Genomic DNA, 21,786 nt, shown 5'->3' on the forward strand with positions numbered 1-21,786 from the left:
TTGACGTTTTTAAGCAAGAATTACGGATTACAAAAATTAACCTCTGCATAATCGTTATTTGATATTATTAGCTGTTCATTTTTAAAAAATACATAACACACAAATAACAACAAACCACACAAAAGAATAGGTTCACATAAAAAATAAAATAAAAAAAAATACAAAAACATCAAAAACCAATGCAATAAAAAAACACACCCCCATAAAAAATACCACCTAATTCAAAACAACAAAAAATACAACAAAAACCACTCACCACTAAAGAGGTAAAAAAAATCGATATCAAAAAAAGAAAAAATTCCTACAAATTTAAATCCTGAAAAACAAAAATTCAACGGTTAACGCTCATTGCCAAAAACAACAAAGCCCATTCTAATTTGAACGGGCTTTACAAAAAAAGCAAACCATAACAACTCCATAAAAAGTATGTTTCCGGTCAAATAAAAGTAAATATGAAAATACTTTTTGGGTAATGAGAGACTGCACAAAGTTTATCAAACAAAAAAAATGCTCTCTTAAACCATTTACGTTTCGCTCCGCTGGAACTTTTCTACTATCGGAAAATTACATTTGCAACAAACCTTTTGCTTTGCTGGAGCAGTTTCGAAAAAAAAACTAGAATAGTTACTTCCGAAAAAATCTAATTAAAAAAAACAGGACTGACTCATTTTTGAGACAGCCCTGTTTTTTTTAAAGTATCTAAAATTTGATCTATGCTAAAATTTTCTCAATTGCATTTATTTCGTCTTCCGCGAAATCAAGATTTTGCAAACATTCGATATTATTATTCAATTGCTTTACAGAGCTTGCTCCGATCAAAACTGAAGTAATTCGTTTGTCCTTTTGGAGCCATGACAAAGCCATTTGAGCCAAAGACTGATTTCTGTTTCGGGCAATTTCGTTCAACTGAACTAATTTCTGGATGCGTTCCTGTGTCACCTCATCTTCTTTCAAATGTCCGTTTGGATTATGTGCCCTTGAATTCTCAGGGATTCCGTTTAGATATTTATCCGTCAGAAGTCCCTGTGCCAAAGGAGAAAAAGCAATACAACCTACTCCCTTTTCTTCGAGAACATCTAATAAGCCGTTTTCTACCCAACGCTCCAGCATAGAATACTTGGCCTGGTGGATCAAACATGGCGTCCCCAATTGCTTCAAAACATCTACAGCCACTCTGGTTTGTTCTGCCGAATAGTTACTTATTCCCACATACAAAGCTTTTCCACTTCTCACAGCATAATCTAAAGCCATCATCGTTTCCTCAATTGGAGTCTCAGGATCTGGACGATGTGAATAAAAAATATCCACATAATCTACCTTCATTCTTTTTAAGCTCTGATCCAGACTTGACAGTAAATACTTACGAGAACCCCAATCTCCATAAGGGCCATCCCACATGGTATAACCAGCTTTGGTCGAGATAATGATTTCATCTCTTAAATTTCCCTGAAAGTTATGCCAGAGTATTTTTCCAAAATTAGTTTCTGCAGATCCGGGAACCGGCCCATAATTATTGGCCAGATCATAATGTGTAATTCCTTTATCAAAAGCTTCAACGGCAATACATTCCGCAGTATCAAAATTATCTACCGATCCGAAGTTATGCCACAATCCTAAAGAAATCTGAGGCAGTAACAATCCGCTTTTTCCACATCTGTTATATTTCATTGTTGTAATTATAAGTTTTATAGCATTTAAAGGTAGAAACAAACCCTATTATTTTAAAAGCAAATAGTGCTTTATTTTTGTAAATTTGTTTAAACAATAAATTTATGGAAAATAACTGGCAAAACTTAATTTCAATCGATCCGGACATTCGGTTTGGTAAACCTGTGATTGCAGGAACCCGAATTTGCGTCTCAGACATTCTTTCCTGGCTATCTACAGCTATGACTTTCGAAGAAATTATAGCTGATTTTCCCGAACTAAAAAAAGAGCATATTTTAGCGGCTTTAGCCTTTGCTGCAAACAGGGAAAATATAACCAAAATAATCGCAGCCTAATGAAATTACTTTTGGATGCAAATATCTCATGGAGGGTAATTAAGAGCATTGAAAATGAATTTTCAAATTGTTTGCATTGCAAAGATATTCGAATAAACCAGCCTGCAAAAGATATTGAGATTTGGAATTTCGCCAAACAAAACAATTTCACCATACTTACTCACGATGATGATTTTGAAAAACTATTGCTTTTAAAGGGAGCGCCGCCAAAAGTAATAATTCTAAAGACTTTCAACAAAAATACGAACCAAATTGCTGAGCTTTTAATCTCAAAAAGGGAAGCTATTATTTCTTTTATTTCAAATGATGACTTACTGATCTTAGAGATTTATTAATTGTGTTGCTTCAAGACCGGTTTTATGAACAAGTAAAATTTTGTTATCAAGACATGAATACTTGGCTTTTTTGATTACAAATCAAATTTTATAACTGTTTCATTCCGTACTAAAACAAGAAGCAGGCAAATTCACTTTATTAAACAGATCAGATTGAATTGTATTTCCCCAGGCAAAACGAACCTTAACCGGATTTTTAACTTTTTTACTGCTTACTACGACCTGATCGTTTCTAATTAAAGCTTCGGCCGTATAGAAAATACCATCTGCTCCTGCAATTTCAAACTGGTTGGACAGCTTATTTTTAAAATACAAACCATCGGCATAGTCAAAAGAAAGAGTTATTACCTCTTTATCGATTTTAAAACTCTTAAAAAGAGGTCCATTGACCAGCCCAACAGTAATTTTATAAGTATTTTCCAAAGCCAGATTGGCTAAACGGACTCCTACTGTCTTTTTATCTTTGGGATGAATTTCTTTTACATCTGAAATATCACTGGTTACAGTCATTCCGGTATTCGAAACCTCTTTGAGTAATTTTCTTTGTGAATTTCTTATGATGGCATTATGAAAATTATTACTTCCTGTTTTAAAAGGGGCAATTTGTACATAATAAAACGGAAAATCATCGTTCCAGACTTTCCTCCATGAAGCAATTAAAGCCGATAATGTTTTGTCATATACTAAAGAACCAACATTCGATTCTCCCTGATACCAAATTGTTCCGGCAATCTTGTATCCAACAAAAGGATAGATCATCGCATTGTACGCACGTCCCGGCTGTCGGGGTCCATACTCCTGCTCATTTAATTTTCTTGCATTTTCTAACAAAACAGGATCCTTCTGAACGACTTCTTCGGGTATCCAGACTTCTGCGGGAGTACCTCCCCAGTTAGAAGATATTAACCCAATTGGAACATTCTTTAGTTCTTCTCTTAAGCGTTTGGCAAAAAAATAACCAACAGCACTAAAGTATTTCATGGTTTCGGAAGTCGATTCTGTCCAGTTACCAAGCAGATTGTTCTGTTGTGTTGTAGCTGTTAATTTCGGAACGTTAAAAAATCGAATATTAGGATTTGCTGCATTTTTAGTTTCTTCCTCCCCATTGTCTATCCCCCAGCTTGATGACATTTCCATATTCGATTGCCCCGAACAGACCCAAACTTCGCCAATCAAAATATTTTTAAGAATAATTTCGTTGTACCCTTTGATAGAAATTACATAAGGACCACCGGCTTCGGGTGTTTTTATTTTCAGCTCCCATTGCGCCAGATTGTTTGCTTTAACTTTATACTCGATGTTGCTCCAGTCAACCACTAATCTGATTTCTTCCTGTGGATTGGCCCAACCCCAAATCTTAACTTCAGCATTGCGCTGTAAAACCATATTATCACCAAAAATATTGGGTAGAGAGACATTTGCCATCATAAAACCGGGAATAATCAACAGAAAGAGAACAAACTTAAACATATTATTTTTCATCGTATCGCTTTTTTAAGAGAACCTGCTTAGTCTGACTATAGCCATCTTAATTTTTAAGTACCTATTGCATTTTAACAATTTCACCTGTTTTAGTCCGGTGATATTGTAAAAAAACGCTCTACACTTTCCATAAAAAACATCGTTCTTAAAGATATTAATTTTTAAAAGGATAAAAAAACAACATAAAAAAAACTCCGGATACATTACATATCCGGAGCTTCTCGCTTTATAACTAATATATTTAAAACTCTTAGATCACTGTGCCTTTTAGTGTAAGGACTTTTGGAGTGCTTTCGGCACTTGTGGTTACTGTAACTGTTTTAGTAAAACCACCTTTATTGGCAGCATTATAAGTCGCAGTAACTTTTGCTGATTTTCCAGGCAAAATAGGTTCTTTGGTATAATCTGTTGCTGTACAACCGCAAGACCCCACTACATTTGTAATGACAACAGCAGTTTTACCGGTATTTTTAAATTCGTAAACAATTGCTTTTGGAGTTCCCTGAGGAATTTCTCCTACATCTATAGTTTCAGCTTTCCATACTACAGTTGAAGCTGCTGCTGCAGCAACTTTTGTTTCAGAATTTAATGACTTTAACGGTGCGATTGCCGAAAAAGACATTAAACCTAGTGCCAAAGCTAACATCGAAATTTTAATCATTTTCATAGCTAAATATTTTATTGGTTAATGATATTTCAAAAGTACTTCTGAACTGATCAAATCGCTGTTAACCGCTTTCAAATCTTTGTTAACGACTTGTTAATTGGCGTTTTTCACTATAAATTTGATTAATATTACACTTTAAAAAACTGTTTTCTTGAAACTCAACAAACTCAATAGCATCATTTTATTAGGCTTAGTGGCTATTATCAGTATACTGGTAACACAGCTGCTTTGGACCAAAGAAGCTTTTACTATAGAACAAAAAAAACTCAGTCAAAAAGCACATCTCGCTTTGCTTGAAGTCGCTAAAAAACTATACGAAGGAACCAATCATGAACTTCCGGCACAAAATCCTGTTCAAAAGATTGCCAACGATTATTATATCGTAAATATTGACAATGATTTTGAACCTGATATTCTTGAATTTTACCTGAAAAGTGAGTTCAAAAAAATGAACATTACGACTGATTTTGAATATGCGATGTACAATTGTCAGAGTGACGAAATGGTGTATGGGAATTATATTTCTCTATCTGAAAAAAAGACAATCAAGCAACCGGTTTATTTTCCAAAACACAAGAACCTGGTTTATTATTTCGCCATACGTTTTCCAAATGAGACGACCTATTTGTTTAGTTCGATGCGATTCTGGTTTATTCTTTCGATTGCTCTGATTCTTATTTTGTTAATTTATGTGTACTCGATTTTCACCCTTTTACAACAAAAAAAATACTCCGAACTGCAGCGTGATTTCATCAACAATATGACGCATGAGTTTAAAACCCCATTATCTTCCATTCTGATTGCCTCTAAATATCTGATCGAGCAGACACCTATTAAAGAAGACAAAAAACTGTATACGTACACTGACATCATTATCAACCAAAGCAACAAACTGAATGGTCATATTGAAAAGATTTTAAATGTGGCTAAATCAGATTATGCACCACTGGAATTAAAGAAGGAGGCGGTTTTAGTTGTTCCGATTATTGAAGAAGTAATTCAAAACATCCTTTTAAAATATCCGGAGGCAAATATCAAAATTGAAACTCTTTCCAAGGAGCACAAGATCGAAACGGACGTTTTTCATTTCTCGAATTTAGTTTATAATTTACTTGATAATGCCGTTAAATATTGTTCCGGAGAATGTCTCATTCTAATTGGAATAACGGCCGAAAATTCGGTTTTAAAACTGGCTTTCAAAGACAATGGAGTTGGAATTTCATCTAAAAACCTTTCTTTTATTTTTGATAAGTTCTACCGCGCTCAAAACGAAAAAAGCAATGAGGTAACCGGTTTTGGACTAGGTTTGTATTATGTAAAAGAAATTTGCAACTTGCATAACTGGAAAATAAAAGCGGAGAACAATTCCGAAAAAGGCATCACTATAACTTTATCAATTCCATATAAAAAATGAAACAGTTCAAAATACTTTATACTGAAGACGATGAAACCCTGGCATTTCTGACCAAAGACAATCTGGAACAGAACAACTATGAAGTGAATCATTGCCGTGACGGACAAATGGGTCTCGAAAACTTTAAAAAAGAAAATTTTGACATTTGTATTCTTGATATCATGATGCCTAAGATGGATGGCTTTGAACTGGCCGCTCAAATCAGAAAATGCAACAGCGACATTCCGATTATCTTTCTTTCCGCCAAAACATTAAAGGAAGACCGTATTAAAGGACTGCGTTTGGGTGCCGATGATTATCTCGTAAAACCTTTTAGCATTGAGGAACTTCTTTTGAAAATTGAAATTTTTCTGAAGCGTTCACAGAAAAACATTCTGATTGAAAAACCGGTTTATGAGATTGGCAAATATCAATTTGACACGAGCAACTTTGTTCTTTTCAACGAAAGTGAAAAAATCAGTCTTACACAGCGCGAAGCCGAATTATTGAAATTATTCCTTGACAATAAAAACTCCGTTTTAAAAAGAGAACAAATCCTTACCTCTCTTTGGGGAACCGATGATTATTTTATGGGACGTAGTCTGGACGTTTTTATTTCACGTCTTCGTAAGATTCTAAGCAACGAAAAAGGCATTTCTATTGAGAACCTTCACGGAATTGGTTTTCGATTTACCATGTAATTTATAGGCTTAAATTCTTCCTTTTTTTGTATTTTAGTACTTATTTTCTCCAATATGAAATTACATCATTTACGCAACGCCACTTTAGTTATAGAAACTGAAACCGATGTTATATTGGTTGATCCGATGTTGGGAAAAAAGAAAACGATTGCACCTTTTACTATTTTCCGTTACAAACCCAAAAGAAACCCGCTTATCGCTTTACCCAAAAACAGTAGAGATATTTTGAGTAAAGTAACCGTCTGCCTTATTACTCACTTACATCCTGACCATATCGATAAAGCGGGCGAGATTTTTTTAAGACGCAAAAGTATTCCGGTCATTTGCAGCAGCAAAGATCAAAGTGTTTTATCAAAAAGAGGTTTAAGCATCGTACAAACCTTAAACTATTGGGAACCTCAGGAATTTCTGGGAGGTAAAATAACAGGAATTCCCGCCGTTCATGGTTATGGGTTTGTTGCCAAACTTATGGGAAACGTTATGGGCTTTCATATCGAATTACCCCATCAAAAATCTATTTATATCAGTTCTGATACTATTTTTACGGAACATGTACAAAAAGTCCTGATTGAGTTTAAACCCGACATTTCGGTTGTCGCCTGCGGAACTGCCAGATTAGATTTCGGTCAGCCCTTATTGATGCGAATGAACGACATTCTAAAATTTGCCGCACTTGCTCCCGGAAAAGTATTTGCCAATCATCTGGAAGCTTTAAATCACTGTCCGACCACAAGAACAGCATTAAAACAAGCACTTCTGGACAATAATCTTTTGGATAAAGTTTCGATTCCACTTGACGGTACCTGTGTAGCATACTAACCCTTCATTTAGCACAAAGAAAAACTACAAAACCAATAATCCGAACTCACGCAAAGTATTGACGGGTTTGGAATACCAGAATAGCTCGAAATCGTCTAAATTGGTCTCAAAATCATTCTTCACTTCCTGAAAAGTGTAATTTTTAGTATTTGAAATAGCCATTTTACTTAAAATTTGAACCAGCCATTCTCCTTCTTCTTTATTCGTCTGAATGTTGAAACTTTCTTTTTTATCATGGAAAGTAAAACTCATCATTTCCCAGCTTCTTCCTTTTTTAGATTTTGTGAAATGCTCCACAAATGGTTTTCCACCTAACCAGACAACTTTTGCATTCGGTTTGGTATTGAAGTCATTTCCTTCTTCAAGGGCATTAAAAATAAAGTCGGGATCTATTTTGGTCTTCGGTATTTTAAAATCAAACCAATCCTGCAATTCGTAATCAAAACAGATTCCGTGCATAAAATTAAAAAGTGATTTCTTCAATCCAAAACTAAACTTATCGTGATTGATTCCTGTAGAATCGGTATAATCAATATCATTATTGGCAAAAGTTCCGATAGCTTCCGTTGCTTTTGTGACACCAAATTTTTCCGGATACAATCCAACCGGACTGTGAGCTGTCATCGCAAACTGGTGCCAAAATCCCGACTGCAGAATCCCTGCCTCGAATAACTGACGAACCATTTCGAGACTATCCACCGTTTCCTGAATGGTCTGAGTAGGATAACCGTACATCAAATAAGCATGAACCATGATTCCGGCTTCGGTAAAATTTCGGGTTACTCTAGCAACCTGTTCTACTGTTACACCTTTGTCAATTAACTTTAATAATCGGTCTGAGGCCACTTCTAAACCACCTGACACTGCAATACAGCCCGAAGCTTTAAGTAATAAGCACAAATCTTTCGAAAAACTTTTTTCAAATCGAATATTGGTCCACCACGTTACTGCTAATTTCCGACGCAAAATTTCTAAAGCCAAAGCACGCATCAATGCCGGCGGTGCTGCTTCATCTACAAAATGAAATCCATTCTGCCCTGTTTGCAGCATCATTTCCTCCATTCGATCGCACAATAAATTAGCCGCTACCGGTTCGTAAACTTTTATATAATCTAATGAGATATCACAAAAGGTACATTTTCCCCAATAACAACCGTGCGCCATAGTGAGTTTGTTCCAACGTCCGTCACTCCACATCCGGTGCATGGGATTCACAATTTCGATTACCGAAATGTACTTATCCAAAGGCAGATCCGAATAATCGGGAGTTCCAACCTGAGACTGTTTATAATCGTGTTTTAAGGAATTGTTTTTGTAGACTACTTCTCCGTTTTCCAGCAGAAAAGTTCTTTTGTATCGCTTCTCTTCCCTCGACTCCGCTCGGGACGACAAGCTTTCAATAAGTTCTTCAATAGGAACTTCTCCGTCATCCAGAGTAATAAAATCAAAAAACTCAAAAACTCGTTGATCCGAAAGTGAACGCAATTCAGTATTTGGGAAACCTCCGCCCATCGAAATTTTAATTTCCGGATGATGCTGTTTTACCCATTGTGCACATCTGAAAGCACTGTACAAATTCCCCGGAAAAGGAACGGATATCAAAAAAAATGTAGGCTGAACAATTTCTATTCTTTCTTTTAAAATCGAAATTAAAATGGCATCGATGTAGGTTGGTTCCTGCTGTAAAGCTTCGTACAATTCATCAAACGAATTGGCACTTCGTCCTAAACGTTCGGCATATCGGCTGAAACCAAAATTCTCATCGATACATTCCACAATAAAATCCGAAATATCCTCGAGATACAGGGTCGCGAGATGCTTGGCTTTATCCTGTGTTCCCATGGTTCCGAAAGCCCAATCCAATTCTTCCAACTGTGCAAAACGGGAGGCCTCGGGCAGAAAATCTTCCTGACAGATCTGTAAGGCCAAAGTTGGATTTTTCCCTTGCAGAAACTGAATTACTGCATCAATTGTTTTGATGTATTCGTCCTGCAATGCAAAAATACGTTTGGAATTATCTGAAATGTCATCCCTTGACTCCGCTCGGGAGGACAAATCTTTAAAAAGATTTTCAGAATAAAGAAACAAATCAATTAAACCCTTCTTCGAAAACAATTCCAGAATTACATCAATACCCAAATCAGCCTGAACCGATTCGATATTTTTGGTATTCAGAAAACCTTTTATATACGCCGTCGCCGGATACGGGGTATTCAGTTGCGTAAAAGGTGGCGTAATTACAAAAAGTTTTGTTTTCAAAAGGAATTTATTTTTTTGCAAAAATACGGGATATTTATAATCATTTGACAAAAGAAATAAATCTAATTATTTCGTTAACGTCATCAAATGTTATAAGTTTTTATTTATTGAAATAAAACTTGCAAACATTTGTATTTCATAATCTACAGCATCGTTTTTTGGTTATATTTGCTTACAAATTTTCTCTAAATGATGCTAAGAACTTTACTCCTATTTATTGTTTTTATCAAATGTTCTTGTGTTTTTGCGCAAGAAATGAATACTAATTCATCTAATAGTATTTTATTAGAAGATAAACATGGTCATCTCATTCAAAATTTGGAAGAGCAAAAACAATTTTTGAAAATTAGGGAGGCAAAGATGAAAGCTGAAATCCTGAATTTAAAAAAAGTAATTTTGAATTCGAAAGGGAGAAATTCGACTTCAAAAACTGCCGCTACTCTTCAAGGAGTAGAAATATGTACAAATGGAGGTTTTGAGCAATATGAAACTATAAACGGAAGCAGTTATCTTAAGAATTTTCTTTATACAATAGGTGATCCTCCCGGTCCAACGCAGTGCCGATCGATTACCAATACTGCCGATTCATACATCAATCGCTATAACCCTAATAATATGAACATTATGGCGACCAGTGTTTCCTCCAATTTGGTTGACCCCTATATAGGAGACATTAAAGCATTTGATCAATATACTCTTAAAATTAATCATGAGAACTCCTCTACCTATGGTTCTATTGTTCAAGGTAAAAGGTTTAAAACAAACAATGAAAATTATCTGAAATTTAACTACAAAGCGGTATTACAAAGTGTGTACGACAATAGCCACACTGATAATCAGGCTTTTGTAAAAGCCCGAATTTTAGATAAAAATAAGACCGTTGTTAGCGAATTTTGTTTGGTAGGAGATGAAAAAAATTGCATTTTCAGTAAGGTTCCGAGTCAAAATTCCGGTTATGTTACTTTATACACTCCCAATTGGCAATCAGGAATACTGGACATTTCATCAATTCCTAATTACGAAGAATTTACCGTTGAGTTTATGGCTTCCAGATGTGGATTGGGAGGACATTTCGGATATATGTATGTTGATGATGTTTGTATCTTACAATCCGCAGAAAACTTACAAGGTTCTATAGAGCTTGATCCTTTGAATAAAGTTTGTCCAACTTTACCAATTTCAGTATGCGGTAGTTATACGATTCCTAATTCCGGAGGAATTTCTGCCTCAGTAAAAAAAATCACTTTAAATGTTTACAACAGTAATAATGTGTCAATTTATAACACATCAACTACTTCAAACCTGGACACAACAAACAAAAAATTTTGTTTTACATTAAAAAGCAGTGATCTTCCAAATATTACAAATGCTAATTATAATGTAGGTGTACAAATAGATTATGATATTTCCGGAACTTCTTGCTCAGGAACCACATTTGATTCTGCTATAGATCCCGATGCAAATCCTGGCTGGGATATTTCTTTTTTGAATTGTTCTTCAAGTTGTACCATTAATGTTACGACAGCCAAAATATCTCAATGTGACGCAAACCGTGATGGAAATGAAAATTTTGATTTATCTAGATTAAATTCTTTAATAGTTCCTTCTACAGCGGGCTTAAACTTTAGTTATTTCAAAAATTACAATGAGGCGGAGTCCAATTTGAATGCTATTACCAATTTTACAAGTTATCCAAGTTCAAGTGCTTCTATTTTTGTTAGAGTCAGCAAGGATGCCACTTGCTACAAAATAATTTCTGCCAATTTAGAGGTAAGAAATCCCACAGCAAATATTACAGGTATCCTAAATGTTTGCTCTGGAAGCACTGTATTAACCGCTTCGCCAGGGGCTTCGTATTTATGGAATACCGGTGGAACTACGCAAAGTATTACCGTAACTTCGTTAGGAAATTACTCTGTTACTGTTACAGATTCTTTTGGATGCTCCAGCAATGCCAATGTTACTATCGAACCAAGTCAAACTGCCGTTTCTCCTACTTTACAGATTACGCAGCCCTCTTGTTTTTCCACTACAGGAACAATAAAAGTAACTTCGACGGCATCACAATATAGTTTTGATGATGGCGTAACCTGGAGCGCAAGCGATACGAAGAGTAATTTATATCCCGGAACCTATTTAGTAAAAATAAAGACCGTGAATGGATGTACTTCTTATTCTCAAAGTGTAATTATTACAGCTGCTTCTACTCTGTATCCAAATTACACTTATATCAATCCTTTATTTTGCGGAGATAAGGGAAGTATTACCATTACAACTCCTGCTGCATACTATAGCTTTGACGATGGCGCAACTTGGGTAAATAATTCTACTGCTAACAATCTTTCACCGGCAAATTATAAAATTCGTACCAAAGATTTACAAGGTTGTATTTCGTCGGCAAACAATGTACTCATCAGCAGCAATACGCTGGAAACTCCCACTTATACAATCGTATTACCCGCTTGTAGTACAAAAGGAAGTATTACCATCAATACTCTTTCTGATTTTTACACTTTTGATGGAGGAACTACATGGGTTACCAATAATACAATGAGTAATTTAAATGCGGGAAGCTATTCTTTAGGAATTAAAAATGCCTTAGGCTGTACTTCCTATTATACTTATGCGTATTTAAATAATTTTAAAGATTCCTATCCTCAATATACAACTGAACAACCTATTTGCGGAGTAGACGGAAGTATTACAATTACTACACCAGCAGATTTGTACAGTTTTGATAATGGAGTAACCTGGACAAGCAATAATGTTAAAATTTTACCTTTTGGAAACTATCAAATAAAAATAAAAAACAGTGCGGGATGTATCAGCTCCGCTAATTATGCTTCTCTAAATCAACCTTATATAAGTTCACCAATTACTTCCATAGAACACCCAACTTGTGGTGTAAACGGAAAAATTACTATTAACTCATTATCCGATTTTTATAGTTTTGACAATGGTGCGACCTGGACAACTCTTAATTCTAAGTCATTACCTCCTGGTGTTTATACCGTAATTACAAAAAATAATCTTGGCTGTACCTCATATCCAACTGGCGTTTATTTAAACAATCCCAATATAGATCTACCTGATTATACTGTTGTTCAACCTACTTGTACGTCGTCGGGCAGCATTACAATAAATACAGCTGCCAGTTTCTATAGTTTTGATGGAGGTTATACCTGGGGAACTTCTTCTTCCTTATCAAATCTTAATTCTTATAAATTTTACAACCTTACAATAAAAAACAGTTTAGGATGTGTTTCTAACTCCGTAGGTGTTTCAATTAACACCCCAAAGCTCCCTGTTCCGGATTATACAGTTACGAATCCAAGTTGTGGAAATATTGGTAATATTACATTCAACACTACTGCAGATTATTATAGTATCGATGGTGGTGCAAACTGGAGTACCAGTAATGTTTTTAATAATTTAAGCCAGGGATCTTACAATTTAATTATAAAAAAGAGTAACTGTACATCTAATTCCATTTACATTTATTTGGATCCCTCTAAGCTGGCACAACCTAATTTAACCATCACACAGCCAGGATGCGGTACAAAAGGCAGTATTAAAATTAATACGACTGCCAGCTTTTATAGTATTGACGGGGTAAATTGGGGAACAAATCCTATTTTTTCTGATCTTCCGGCAGGATATTATTTCCCAGCGATTAAAAATGCCGTAGGTTGTATTTCCAGCTCAAACGGGGTATCACTTCAAGAGTTTTTTCTCCCGGCACCCACCTTTAAAACAACACAGCCTACTTGTGGAGTTGGAGGAAGCATAACCTTTACTTCAACTGAAGCACAATACAGCATAGATGGAGGCAGAAACTGGAGTACTAGTCCTGTATTTACTAATCTAAGTCCAAACACTTATTATTTATTAGTAAAAAATGCTACCGGATGCACATCTTCGTCTTACGGTGTATATGCCAACTTGCAGCAATATTATTTACCCAATCCAGATTTTACATTAATTCAGCCAACGTGCGGCATTGATGGAAGTATTACTATTGCAACAGTTGCAAGTTCTTATAGTTTTGACAATGGTAATACCTGGACAACTAACCCAACTCTTTCAGGACTTACTTCTGGTTATTACAACATCATGATAAAAAATGCAGCGGGTTGTAAATCTTATGGTTTATCAATAAGTATTGCTCCTTATTATCTTCCTAATCCCAATATAAAAGTAGCACAACCAAGCTGCGGAAATGGAGGAAGCATTACCGTTACAACTCCTGCTGACAATTATAGTTTTGATGGAGGCAGCACTTGGACTACAAATCCAATTTTATTAAATCCTGCAAGCTCGTATTATACTATTCTTATTAAAAATGCAAAAGGTTGTAAATCAAATTCACAATATGTCAACATAAACAAATTTTATCTATCCTCACCAAATATATCCGCTATTCAACCCAACTGTAGTACTACTACGGGAACTATAATAGTAAATACTACTGCAGACCAATATAGCTTTGATGGAGGAATAACCTGGACTACAAGTCCTGTAAAGAAAAATTTAGCAGGCGGCCCCTACAATGTATTAATAAAAAACACTCTGGGCTGTACCTCTAGCCGCAGCTATATCCATATAAATACACCTCCTGCAATTCCTGCTGCACCTGCTGTAACCAAAGTTCAACCTTCTTCCTGCGATGCTACTGATGGCAGCATCACCATAACTACACCAGCTATAAGTTATAGTTTCAATGATGGAAACAGTTGGACAACAAGTCCTACGAAAATAAATGTGGGGGCTGGTACCTATATTATTAAAATCAAAACAAATTCATATAGTTGCGAGTCATCAACAGCTGTTGTCAATTTAAGTGCTGGTCCTGCAATTGCAGCTCCGGTTTTTACTACCACACAGCCAAACTGCAGCTCATCAAAAGGCTCTATTACCATTACAACAAATGCTGCTACTTATAGCTTTGACAACGGATTAACCTATGTTTTTTCTAATACAAAAACAGATCTTCCTCCGGGTATTTATTTCATAAAAATTAAAAATTCAGCAGGTTGTATTTCAGATGCTGCTCCGGTCACGATCTCGCCATTATTACCGCTTGCTGCTCCTGACTTTACAGCAGTTCAACCTACTTGCACCAATTTTACAGGGTCAATTACAATTAATACCGTAGCCGATTTTTATAGTTTTGATAACGGAATCACGTTTGGGACCTCCAATACAAAATCTAATCTGTCTGCAGGAACCTATAATTTGATTGTTAAATATAATTCGGGTTGTATTTCTCTTGCCACTGCCATTACTATACAAGCCGCACCTGCAATTCCTGAAGCACCACAAGTTGTAGTCACAAACCCAACTGGCTGTAATCCTACAGGCACTATTACGGTTTCAACGGTTGCAAATCTGTATAGTTTTGACGATGGCCTTACCTGGAACAACAGCAATACTGCCAGTTTATCTCCCGGAAATTATTCTGTTCGAATAAAATACACAAATGGCTGTGAATCTATTCCGTATAGAACCACCATCAATGCAGCGCCAAATGCTCCCGCAGCTCCAATTTTTACTATTACACAACCTATCACTTGCAGCAATCCATTTGGCTCAATTTTAATTACAAACCCTGCTGATCAATATAGTTTTGACAATGGTAAAACGTATTCAGCCAGTCCAAATTCAGGAAATTTAATCGTCGGAACCTATATGGTTCGTGTTAAAAATAGCATCGGCTGTGAATCTGCTCCAATATCTGCAACCATTAACCGTCCAACAGATTATCCGAACGAACCTGCATTTACAACTATCCAGCCTGATTGCAGTAATCCTAATGGTGCTATTACAATTACCGATGCTGCATCTGAATATAGTTTCGATAATGGTGTTAGCTGGACTACAACTGCAATGAAATCGAATCTTGCTCCCGACACCTATTTTATTAAGGTAAAAAATAATAAGGGCTGTTCTTCAAATGCAACCACAGTTACTATAATTCCTTTTACAAATTTCACTCAAAATCCAGCTTTATCCGGTCCCCAAACATTCTGTATTGAACAAAATGCCACGTTAAATTCAATTACGATCACAGGACAAAATATTAAATGGTATGATGCACCAGTAAACGGAAACACTTTACCAAAAACAACTTTATTAGACAGCAGAATTTATTACGCTACGCAAACATTAAACAATTGCGAAAGCCTAAGATTTCCTGTACCAGTAAAAGTTCAAAACACACCTATACCTAATGCCGATTCTCCTCAACAATTCTGTATTCAGAAAAATGCAAGAATTAGGGATATTAAAATAACAGGGCAAAATATTAAATGGTACGAAACTCCTTCATCTACTATAAGCTTATCTGAAATAACTGAACTTGTAGACGGAATCACGTACTATGCTTCTCAGTCTTTTAGTGGTTGCGAGAGTGACAAAACCCCCGTTACAATCAATATTCTTGGAGCGACAATAGGAGAATGTATCTATTTTGTAGATGAACTTCCTTATCCTAAATTCTTTACCCCAAATAATGATGGCTATAACGATACATGGACTATTGATTTTATCTATTTAGCCCCAAATACCGGAATTAAAATTTTTGACCGTTACGGAAAGTTTATCAAAGAAATACGACCAGACAATCCCTGGGATGGGACATATCTTGGACAACAGGAACCATCTTCAGATTATTGGTTTACTGTTACAAGAATAAATGGAAAAGAAGCTAGAGGACATTTTAGTCTGAAACGATAAAATATGCCATCGCAAAGCTTTATCAATACTAAACTTTGCGATGTTTCTGTTACACTTAAAACTTATGTTCGTCTTTACTAATCATTAAAAAAGAAACCAACGAAATTAGCGCGGCACCAGTCAGATAAAATCCAACATAATTTAAACCGTAAGTACTTGCCAGCCAAATGGCGATCATAGGCGCAAACGCCGCACCCAGAATTCCGGCCAAATTAAACGTTAAGGAAGCTCCGGAATAACGGACATTTGTTGGAAATAATTCCGACAGGAAAGTTCCCAAAGGTCCATAAGTGAATCCCATCAGAGCCATTCCGGTACAGGCAAAAGTGGTAATGAGAATGATATTTCCTTTACTTAAAAAAGAAGAAAACAAAAACCCGAAAAGCGCTATGGCTGCGGTTGCAATAAGTAACATTTTGCGTCGTCCGATCTTATCGGCAACAACTGCCGAAACCGGAATAAAAAGAGCAAAAAACAAAACAGAGAACAGCTGAACCAATAATGCATCTCTTTTGGTAATCCCCAAATCTGAAGTGATCCAGCTTAAAGTAAAAACGGTCATCAGGTAAAAAACCAAAAAGGTGGTAACAGCCGACAATGTTCCAAAAATCAATTGATTTCGATACGACTTAATCAAAGTTAAAAAAGGAACTTTAACTTCTTCCTTTTCTTTTTTAGCGCTTTCAAATGAAGGCGTTTCGGTAATTTTTGTTCGGATATAAAACCCCACAACAACCAAAAGCGAACTTGCTATGAAAGGAATTCTCCAGCCATAATCCATAAAGTTTTCATTGGTCATCGTGTCTGTAAGAATTAAAAAAGTTCCACCCGAAAGCAGCAATCCAATAGGAGCGCCCAATTGCGGAAACATTCCGTACCAGGCACGTTTATCCGGAGGTGCATTTTCGATCGCCAATAAAACAGCACCACCCCATTCGCCTCCTAAACCTACACCTTGCCCAAATCGACACAGCATTAACAATAAAGGAGCAGCAACACCAATACTGGCATAACCGGGTAAAAATCCTATCGTAACCGTTGAAATACCCATCGTTAATAATGCTGCCACCAAAGTAAATTTACGCCCGATTTTATCTCCATAATGTCCAAAAAAAGCGGAACCTAACGGGCGTGATAAAAAAGCAATCGAAAAGGTAGCTAAAGATTCCAGGGTTGCCATAGTCGGGTCTGAACCGGGGAAAAATAGTTGTGGAAAAACCAATACGGCAGCATTGGCATAAATATAGAAATCAAAAAATTCTATGGTGGTACCAATCAAGGAACCAAAGAGAACATGTTTTAAGGAGTTCTTCTGTTTCGGGTTATTTTCCATTCGGCTTTACTATTGTTTTCTTTTAACTATTACTGCAAAAAATAAATCAGCTTCTTCTGCACAACAAATATTTGTTTGCAAAAATAGAATTTCATTATTAATAACACCCATAACCAAACAATACTTTTAAATTACTCTCAGAATTTTAACAAAAATAACAAATCAAACACCCTAATCATTCACAAAACATTTCTTACAATAAAAAAAGAGACAACAAAATCAAAACACTGATTTACAACAACTTAATTCAAAGCATAAAAATCAAATCTTAAGCATTCGTTAAAAAAGGATTTAAGTACATATTTTGATTAAATTTACAGCTATCAAAAATAAACCTAAAACTATGCCTACCGACTGTATCAGCTATCAAAACTCAGGATATTTCTCTAAATTGATACAAGATTATTTAGATCAAAAACCCGAATTACAATCACTGTACAATCACTTTCCTACGCTTGAAAACTTTGAGAAACAAATCCTTGACAAGCAGGCTAATTTCGACCATGCAAACCGTGTCCCCCTTGTTGAAACGCTAAAAAAGCAATACGAAAACATCAAAATTTCAGATTCGACCAAAGAGAATATCGAGCATTTAGCACTCCCAAATACTTTTACAATTACAACCGGACACCAGCTAAACCTGTTTAGCGGTCCTTTGTATTTTTTATACAAAATCATTTCGACGATTAATCTCACTACGGAACTGAAATCAAAATATCCTGCTCATAATTTTGTTCCGGTTTATTGGATGGCAACTGAAGATCACGATTTTGAAGAGATTAATTATTTTAATTTTAAAGGAAAAAAATTCCGTTGGAACAAAGAAAGCACCGGTCCGGTTGGAAGACTATCGACAGAAGGTTTAGAAGATTTTTTTGAAATCTACTCCAAAGATTTGGGTTCGAGTACAAATGCCAACTTCTTAAAAAAACTCTTTGAAGAAGCCTATCTGAAGCATGAAAATCTTGCCGATGCCACACGTTTTCTGGCAAACAGCTTATTCGAATCGTACGGTTTAGTGATTTTAGACGCAGATTCAGCAGATTTAAAACGCGCTTTCATTCCGTATATTAAAGAAGAATTGGAGCAGCAAACGGCTTTCAAAGCGGTTCAGGAAACAATCTCAAAATTTAATGATTACACCATTCAGGTAAATCCTCGTGAAATCAATTTGTTTTACATTGAAGACCAACTCCGTGAGCGAATTATAGTAGAAAAAGACCGATATGTTGTCAACCATACTAAAATATCATTTTCGAAAGAAGAAATTTTCAATCTACTCGAAAGCAATCCCGAAAAATTCAGTCCGAATGTAATCATGCGTCCGTTATATCAGGAAATTATTCTTCCAAATTTATGCTACATTGGCGGAGGAGGAGAAATTGCTTACTGGCTGGAATTAAAATCTTTTTTTGATGCTGTGAACATTACTTTCCCAATGTTACTGGTTCGTAATTCAGTACTTTTAAGTACCGAAAAACAAGCTAAAAAAGCAGATACACTTGGACTTCACTGGAAAGATTTATTTACTAAACCCACAGATTTAGTAAATGCTATTACACATAAATTATCTGGTTTTCCAATTGATTTAACGCCACAAAAAGAAATGCTGGTCAAACAATTTGAATATCTTTACGAATTAGCACAACAAACTGATAAATCCTTTACGGGAGCTGTAAAAGCTCAGGAAGTAAAGCAAAAGAAAGGCTTAGACAATCTCGAGAAAAGATTATTGAAAGCACAAAAACGAAAACTGGATTCAGAAATACAACGCGTTGTTGATTTACAATGTGAATTGTTTCCCAATCAGAGTTTACAGGAGCGTCAAACCAATTTTTCTGAATTTTATCTGGAAAAAGGAGAAGAATTGATTCCTCTTTTAATACAAAATTTAAAACCTTTAGAAACGAATTTTAATATTATCACGATCTAAAAATAAAAAAGTAATAGTCATCAGAATAAATAACCGCCTCTTCTGAAATTATTGCGGCTCTAACCAAATAGTAACCTTTAAAAAAAAAAATTAACCTATTTACCAAAATTATGACCAGAGAGCGCCTGATATCATTAGATGTCTTTAGAGGATTGACTATTTTATTAATGACTATTGTAAACAACCCGGGAGATTGGGGAAATGTCTACGCCCCGTTACTACACTCCGAATGGCATGGCTGTACGCCAACCGACTTAGTGTTTCCGTTTTTTATTTTCATCATGGGAGTTGCGGTACCCCTGGCAATGCCAACCAAAACCTGGGACAGTACTACCTTCAACAAAATTCTGGTTCGTTCGCTACGCATGCTCGGCCTTGGAATTTTCTTTAATTATTTTGGAAAAATACAGCTTTTTGGCCTTGAAGGAATTCCGCTTCTTATCGGCCGATTGATTATCACTGTGGCAGTTGGCTATGCTTTGATGGGCAATTTCAGTTCGAAAATCAAAAACATACTGGCATTTTCAATTTTGTTTGTTTATCTGTTTCTGGCTTACAGCGGGATCGAAGCCTACCACGATGTGCGATTACCGGGTGTTTTACAACGAATTGCGATTGTATATTTTGTCGTTTCTCTATTGTACTTAAAAACAACTCAAAAAACACAGATCATAACCGGTATTACTTTATTACTGGGCTATTGGGCCATAATGACTTTAATTCCCGTTCCCGGAATCGGAGCGCCTAATTTAGAAAAAGAAACCAACTTAGCTTCCTGGCTCGATGGTGTATTACTGGAAGGACATATGTATCGCGGAACCATAACCTGGGATCCTGAAGGAGTTCTAAGTACCATTCCGTCAATCGTGAACGGAATCATTGGTTTATTGATTGGTCAGATTTTACAGCGTGAAATTACACCAAAACAGAAAGCCGTTAAAATGATAGCTGCAGGTGTTGCCTTAATCATTGGAGGGCTAATCTGGAACGCCTTCTTCCCTATCAACAAATCGCTTTGGACCAGCAGTTATGTCTTATACACTACAGGACTGGCAACTGCTTGTTTAGCATTCCTATATTACATCATTGACATTGCAGCCTACAAAAAGGGTCTAAAATTGTTTTTAATCTGGGGAGTCAATCCAATGATTGTATTTTTCTTCTCTCAGATTATCCCTCAGGCATTAGTGATGGTTCAGTTTAAGAACCCGCAACATCCAGAAGAACAGATCAATCTTTTAAATTATTTGTACCAATTCGGTATTGCTCCTTTCTTTAACAATCCAATGACAGCCTCATTAGCAGGAGCATTAACTTATGTTGGAATCTGGACTTTTATACTATGGATTTTCTACAAAAACAAACTGATTTTTAAAGTTTAAAAATAAGCTATATCCACTTCGATTACAAGAGACGCAAAAACGCGTCTCTTTTTTTCTTCCTCACATTAAAACAAATTGACAACTCCTATGAGTACTATTTTTCATTTTTCTTTACCAAAACATCATTTGTTAGAGTTTTAATTATGAATTTATTAAAATCAATTCATAAAAAAAGTATACTTTTGCACGAAATTAAAAATAAGCAATAAAATGGCAACAAATAGAACTTTTACAATGATTAAGCCGGATGCAGTTCAAAACGGACACATCGGAAATATCTTAGCAATGATTACTAATGGAGGTTTCAAAATCGTTTCATTAAAATTAACTCAACTTACTGTAGCTGATGCTCAAGCATTCTACGCAGTTCACGCAGAAAGACCTTTCTACGGAGAATTAGTTGAATTCATGTCTCGCGGACCAATTGTTGCTGCAATTTTAGAAAAAGACAATGCAGTAGAAGATTTCAGAACTTTAATTGGAGCTACAAATCCAGCTGAAGCTGCTGAAGGAACTATCCGTAAAGCATACGCGACTTCAATCGGAGAAAACGCAGTACACGGTTCTGACAGCGATGAAAATGCAGCTATCGAAGGTGCATTCCACTTCGCAGGAAGAGAGCAATTCTAATATTTTTTAGACTTTCTTAGATTGTTAGATGTTAGACTTCTTAGATCTTAGAAAAGGCATAAAAGAAAACCCGTTTCAAATGAAACGGGTTTTCTTTTATAACATCCCAGCCAA

Annotated in this window: 14 protein-coding genes; 9 read left to right on the forward strand and 5 right to left on the reverse strand. The window is 35.8% G+C overall.

All coding sequences use genetic code 11. The features are described from left to right. Nucleotides 1-711: 711 nt before the first annotated feature. The gene (mgrA, locus tag LNQ34_RS02525) at nt 712-1,668 is read right to left on the reverse strand and encodes an L-glyceraldehyde 3-phosphate reductase (protein WP_229998573.1); all 957 of its coding nucleotides are present in this window, start codon (nt 1,666-1,668) and stop codon (nt 712-714) included. 104 nt (nt 1,669-1,772) lie between these two features. Here mgrA and LNQ34_RS02530 point away from each other — a divergent pair, with 104 nt between their 5' ends. Together LNQ34_RS02530 and LNQ34_RS02535 are read left to right on the forward strand one after the other, a co-directional pair. Then, nucleotides 1,773-2,003, forward strand: a complete 231-nt coding sequence (locus LNQ34_RS02530; protein ID WP_017495201.1) for a DUF433 domain-containing protein — start codon at nt 1,773-1,775, stop codon at nt 2,001-2,003. Next, a complete protein-coding gene (locus LNQ34_RS02535; RefSeq protein ID WP_202700856.1) occupies nt 2,003-2,338 on the forward strand; it encodes a DUF5615 family PIN-like protein in 336 nt (111 codons plus the stop codon). Before LNQ34_RS02530 ends, LNQ34_RS02535 begins: the two co-directional genes overlap by 1 nt. Before the next feature lie 99 nt (nt 2,339-2,437). Here the strand turns inward: LNQ34_RS02535 and LNQ34_RS02540 are convergent, their stop codons facing one another. Next, nucleotides 2,438-3,820, reverse strand: coding sequence for a sialate O-acetylesterase (locus LNQ34_RS02540; RefSeq protein ID WP_229998574.1), 1,383 nt, complete (start codon nt 3,818-3,820; stop codon nt 2,438-2,440). 250 nt (nt 3,821-4,070) lie between these two features. After that, a complete protein-coding gene (locus tag LNQ34_RS02545) occupies nt 4,071-4,487 on the reverse strand; it encodes a DUF1573 domain-containing protein (RefSeq protein WP_017495198.1) in 417 nt (138 codons plus the stop codon). A gap of 151 nt (nt 4,488-4,638) precedes the next feature. Between LNQ34_RS02545 and LNQ34_RS02550 the strand changes: the two genes are divergently transcribed. The 3 genes from LNQ34_RS02550 to LNQ34_RS02560 are packed head-to-tail and all read left to right on the forward strand — an operon-like array spanning nt 4,639 to nt 7,400. Continuing rightward, on the forward strand, nt 4,639-5,901 hold the full coding sequence (locus LNQ34_RS02550; RefSeq protein ID WP_202700858.1) for a sensor histidine kinase: 1,263 nt from the start codon (nt 4,639-4,641) through the stop codon (nt 5,899-5,901). Further along, nucleotides 5,898-6,581, forward strand: a complete 684-nt coding sequence (locus LNQ34_RS02555) for a response regulator transcription factor (RefSeq protein WP_089078417.1) — start codon at nt 5,898-5,900, stop codon at nt 6,579-6,581. The genes LNQ34_RS02550 and LNQ34_RS02555 overlap by 4 nt, the downstream gene beginning before the upstream one ends. A gap of 54 nt (nt 6,582-6,635) precedes the next feature. Beyond that, nucleotides 6,636-7,400, forward strand: a complete 765-nt coding sequence (locus tag LNQ34_RS02560) for an MBL fold metallo-hydrolase (protein ID WP_229998575.1) — start codon at nt 6,636-6,638, stop codon at nt 7,398-7,400. Nucleotides 7,401-7,424: 24 nt separating this feature from the next. Here the strand turns inward: LNQ34_RS02560 and LNQ34_RS02565 are convergent, their stop codons facing one another. Then, on the reverse strand, nt 7,425-9,659 hold the full coding sequence (locus tag LNQ34_RS02565; RefSeq protein WP_229998576.1) for a B12-binding domain-containing radical SAM protein: 2,235 nt from the start codon (nt 9,657-9,659) through the stop codon (nt 7,425-7,427). Between the two features lie 255 nt (nt 9,660-9,914). Here LNQ34_RS02565 and LNQ34_RS02570 point away from each other — a divergent pair, with 255 nt between their 5' ends. Then, the gene (locus LNQ34_RS02570; RefSeq protein ID WP_229998577.1) at nt 9,915-16,394 is read left to right on the forward strand and encodes a T9SS type B sorting domain-containing protein; all 6,480 of its coding nucleotides are present in this window, start codon (nt 9,915-9,917) and stop codon (nt 16,392-16,394) included. A 55-nt stretch (nt 16,395-16,449) separates the two neighbouring features. On the opposite strand, the gene LNQ34_RS02575 is transcribed toward LNQ34_RS02570, so the two are convergent. Beyond that, complete coding sequence (locus LNQ34_RS02575; RefSeq protein ID WP_229998578.1) at nt 16,450-17,727, reverse strand: MFS transporter; 1,278 nt, start codon at nt 17,725-17,727, stop codon at nt 16,450-16,452. 343 nt (nt 17,728-18,070) lie between these two features. Here LNQ34_RS02575 and bshC point away from each other — a divergent pair, with 343 nt between their 5' ends. The 3 genes from bshC to LNQ34_RS02590 all read left to right on the forward strand — a co-directional run bounded on the left by bshC (nt 18,071) and on the right by LNQ34_RS02590 (nt 21,672). Continuing rightward, entirely contained in the window at nt 18,071-19,660 is a 1,590-nt protein-coding gene (bshC, locus tag LNQ34_RS02580) for a bacillithiol biosynthesis cysteine-adding enzyme BshC (RefSeq protein ID WP_229998579.1), read from the forward strand. 110 nt (nt 19,661-19,770) lie between these two features. Next, entirely contained in the window at nt 19,771-21,042 is a 1,272-nt protein-coding gene (locus LNQ34_RS02585; protein ID WP_229998580.1) for an acyltransferase family protein, read from the forward strand. Between the two features lie 210 nt (nt 21,043-21,252). After that, nucleotides 21,253-21,672, forward strand: coding sequence for a nucleoside-diphosphate kinase (locus LNQ34_RS02590; RefSeq protein ID WP_017495185.1), 420 nt, complete (start codon nt 21,253-21,255; stop codon nt 21,670-21,672). Nucleotides 21,673-21,786: the final 114 nt, after the last annotated feature.

This window comes from Flavobacterium lipolyticum (genome assembly GCF_020905335.1).
Lineage (GTDB): Bacteria > Bacteroidota > Bacteroidia > Flavobacteriales > Flavobacteriaceae > Flavobacterium > Flavobacterium lipolyticum.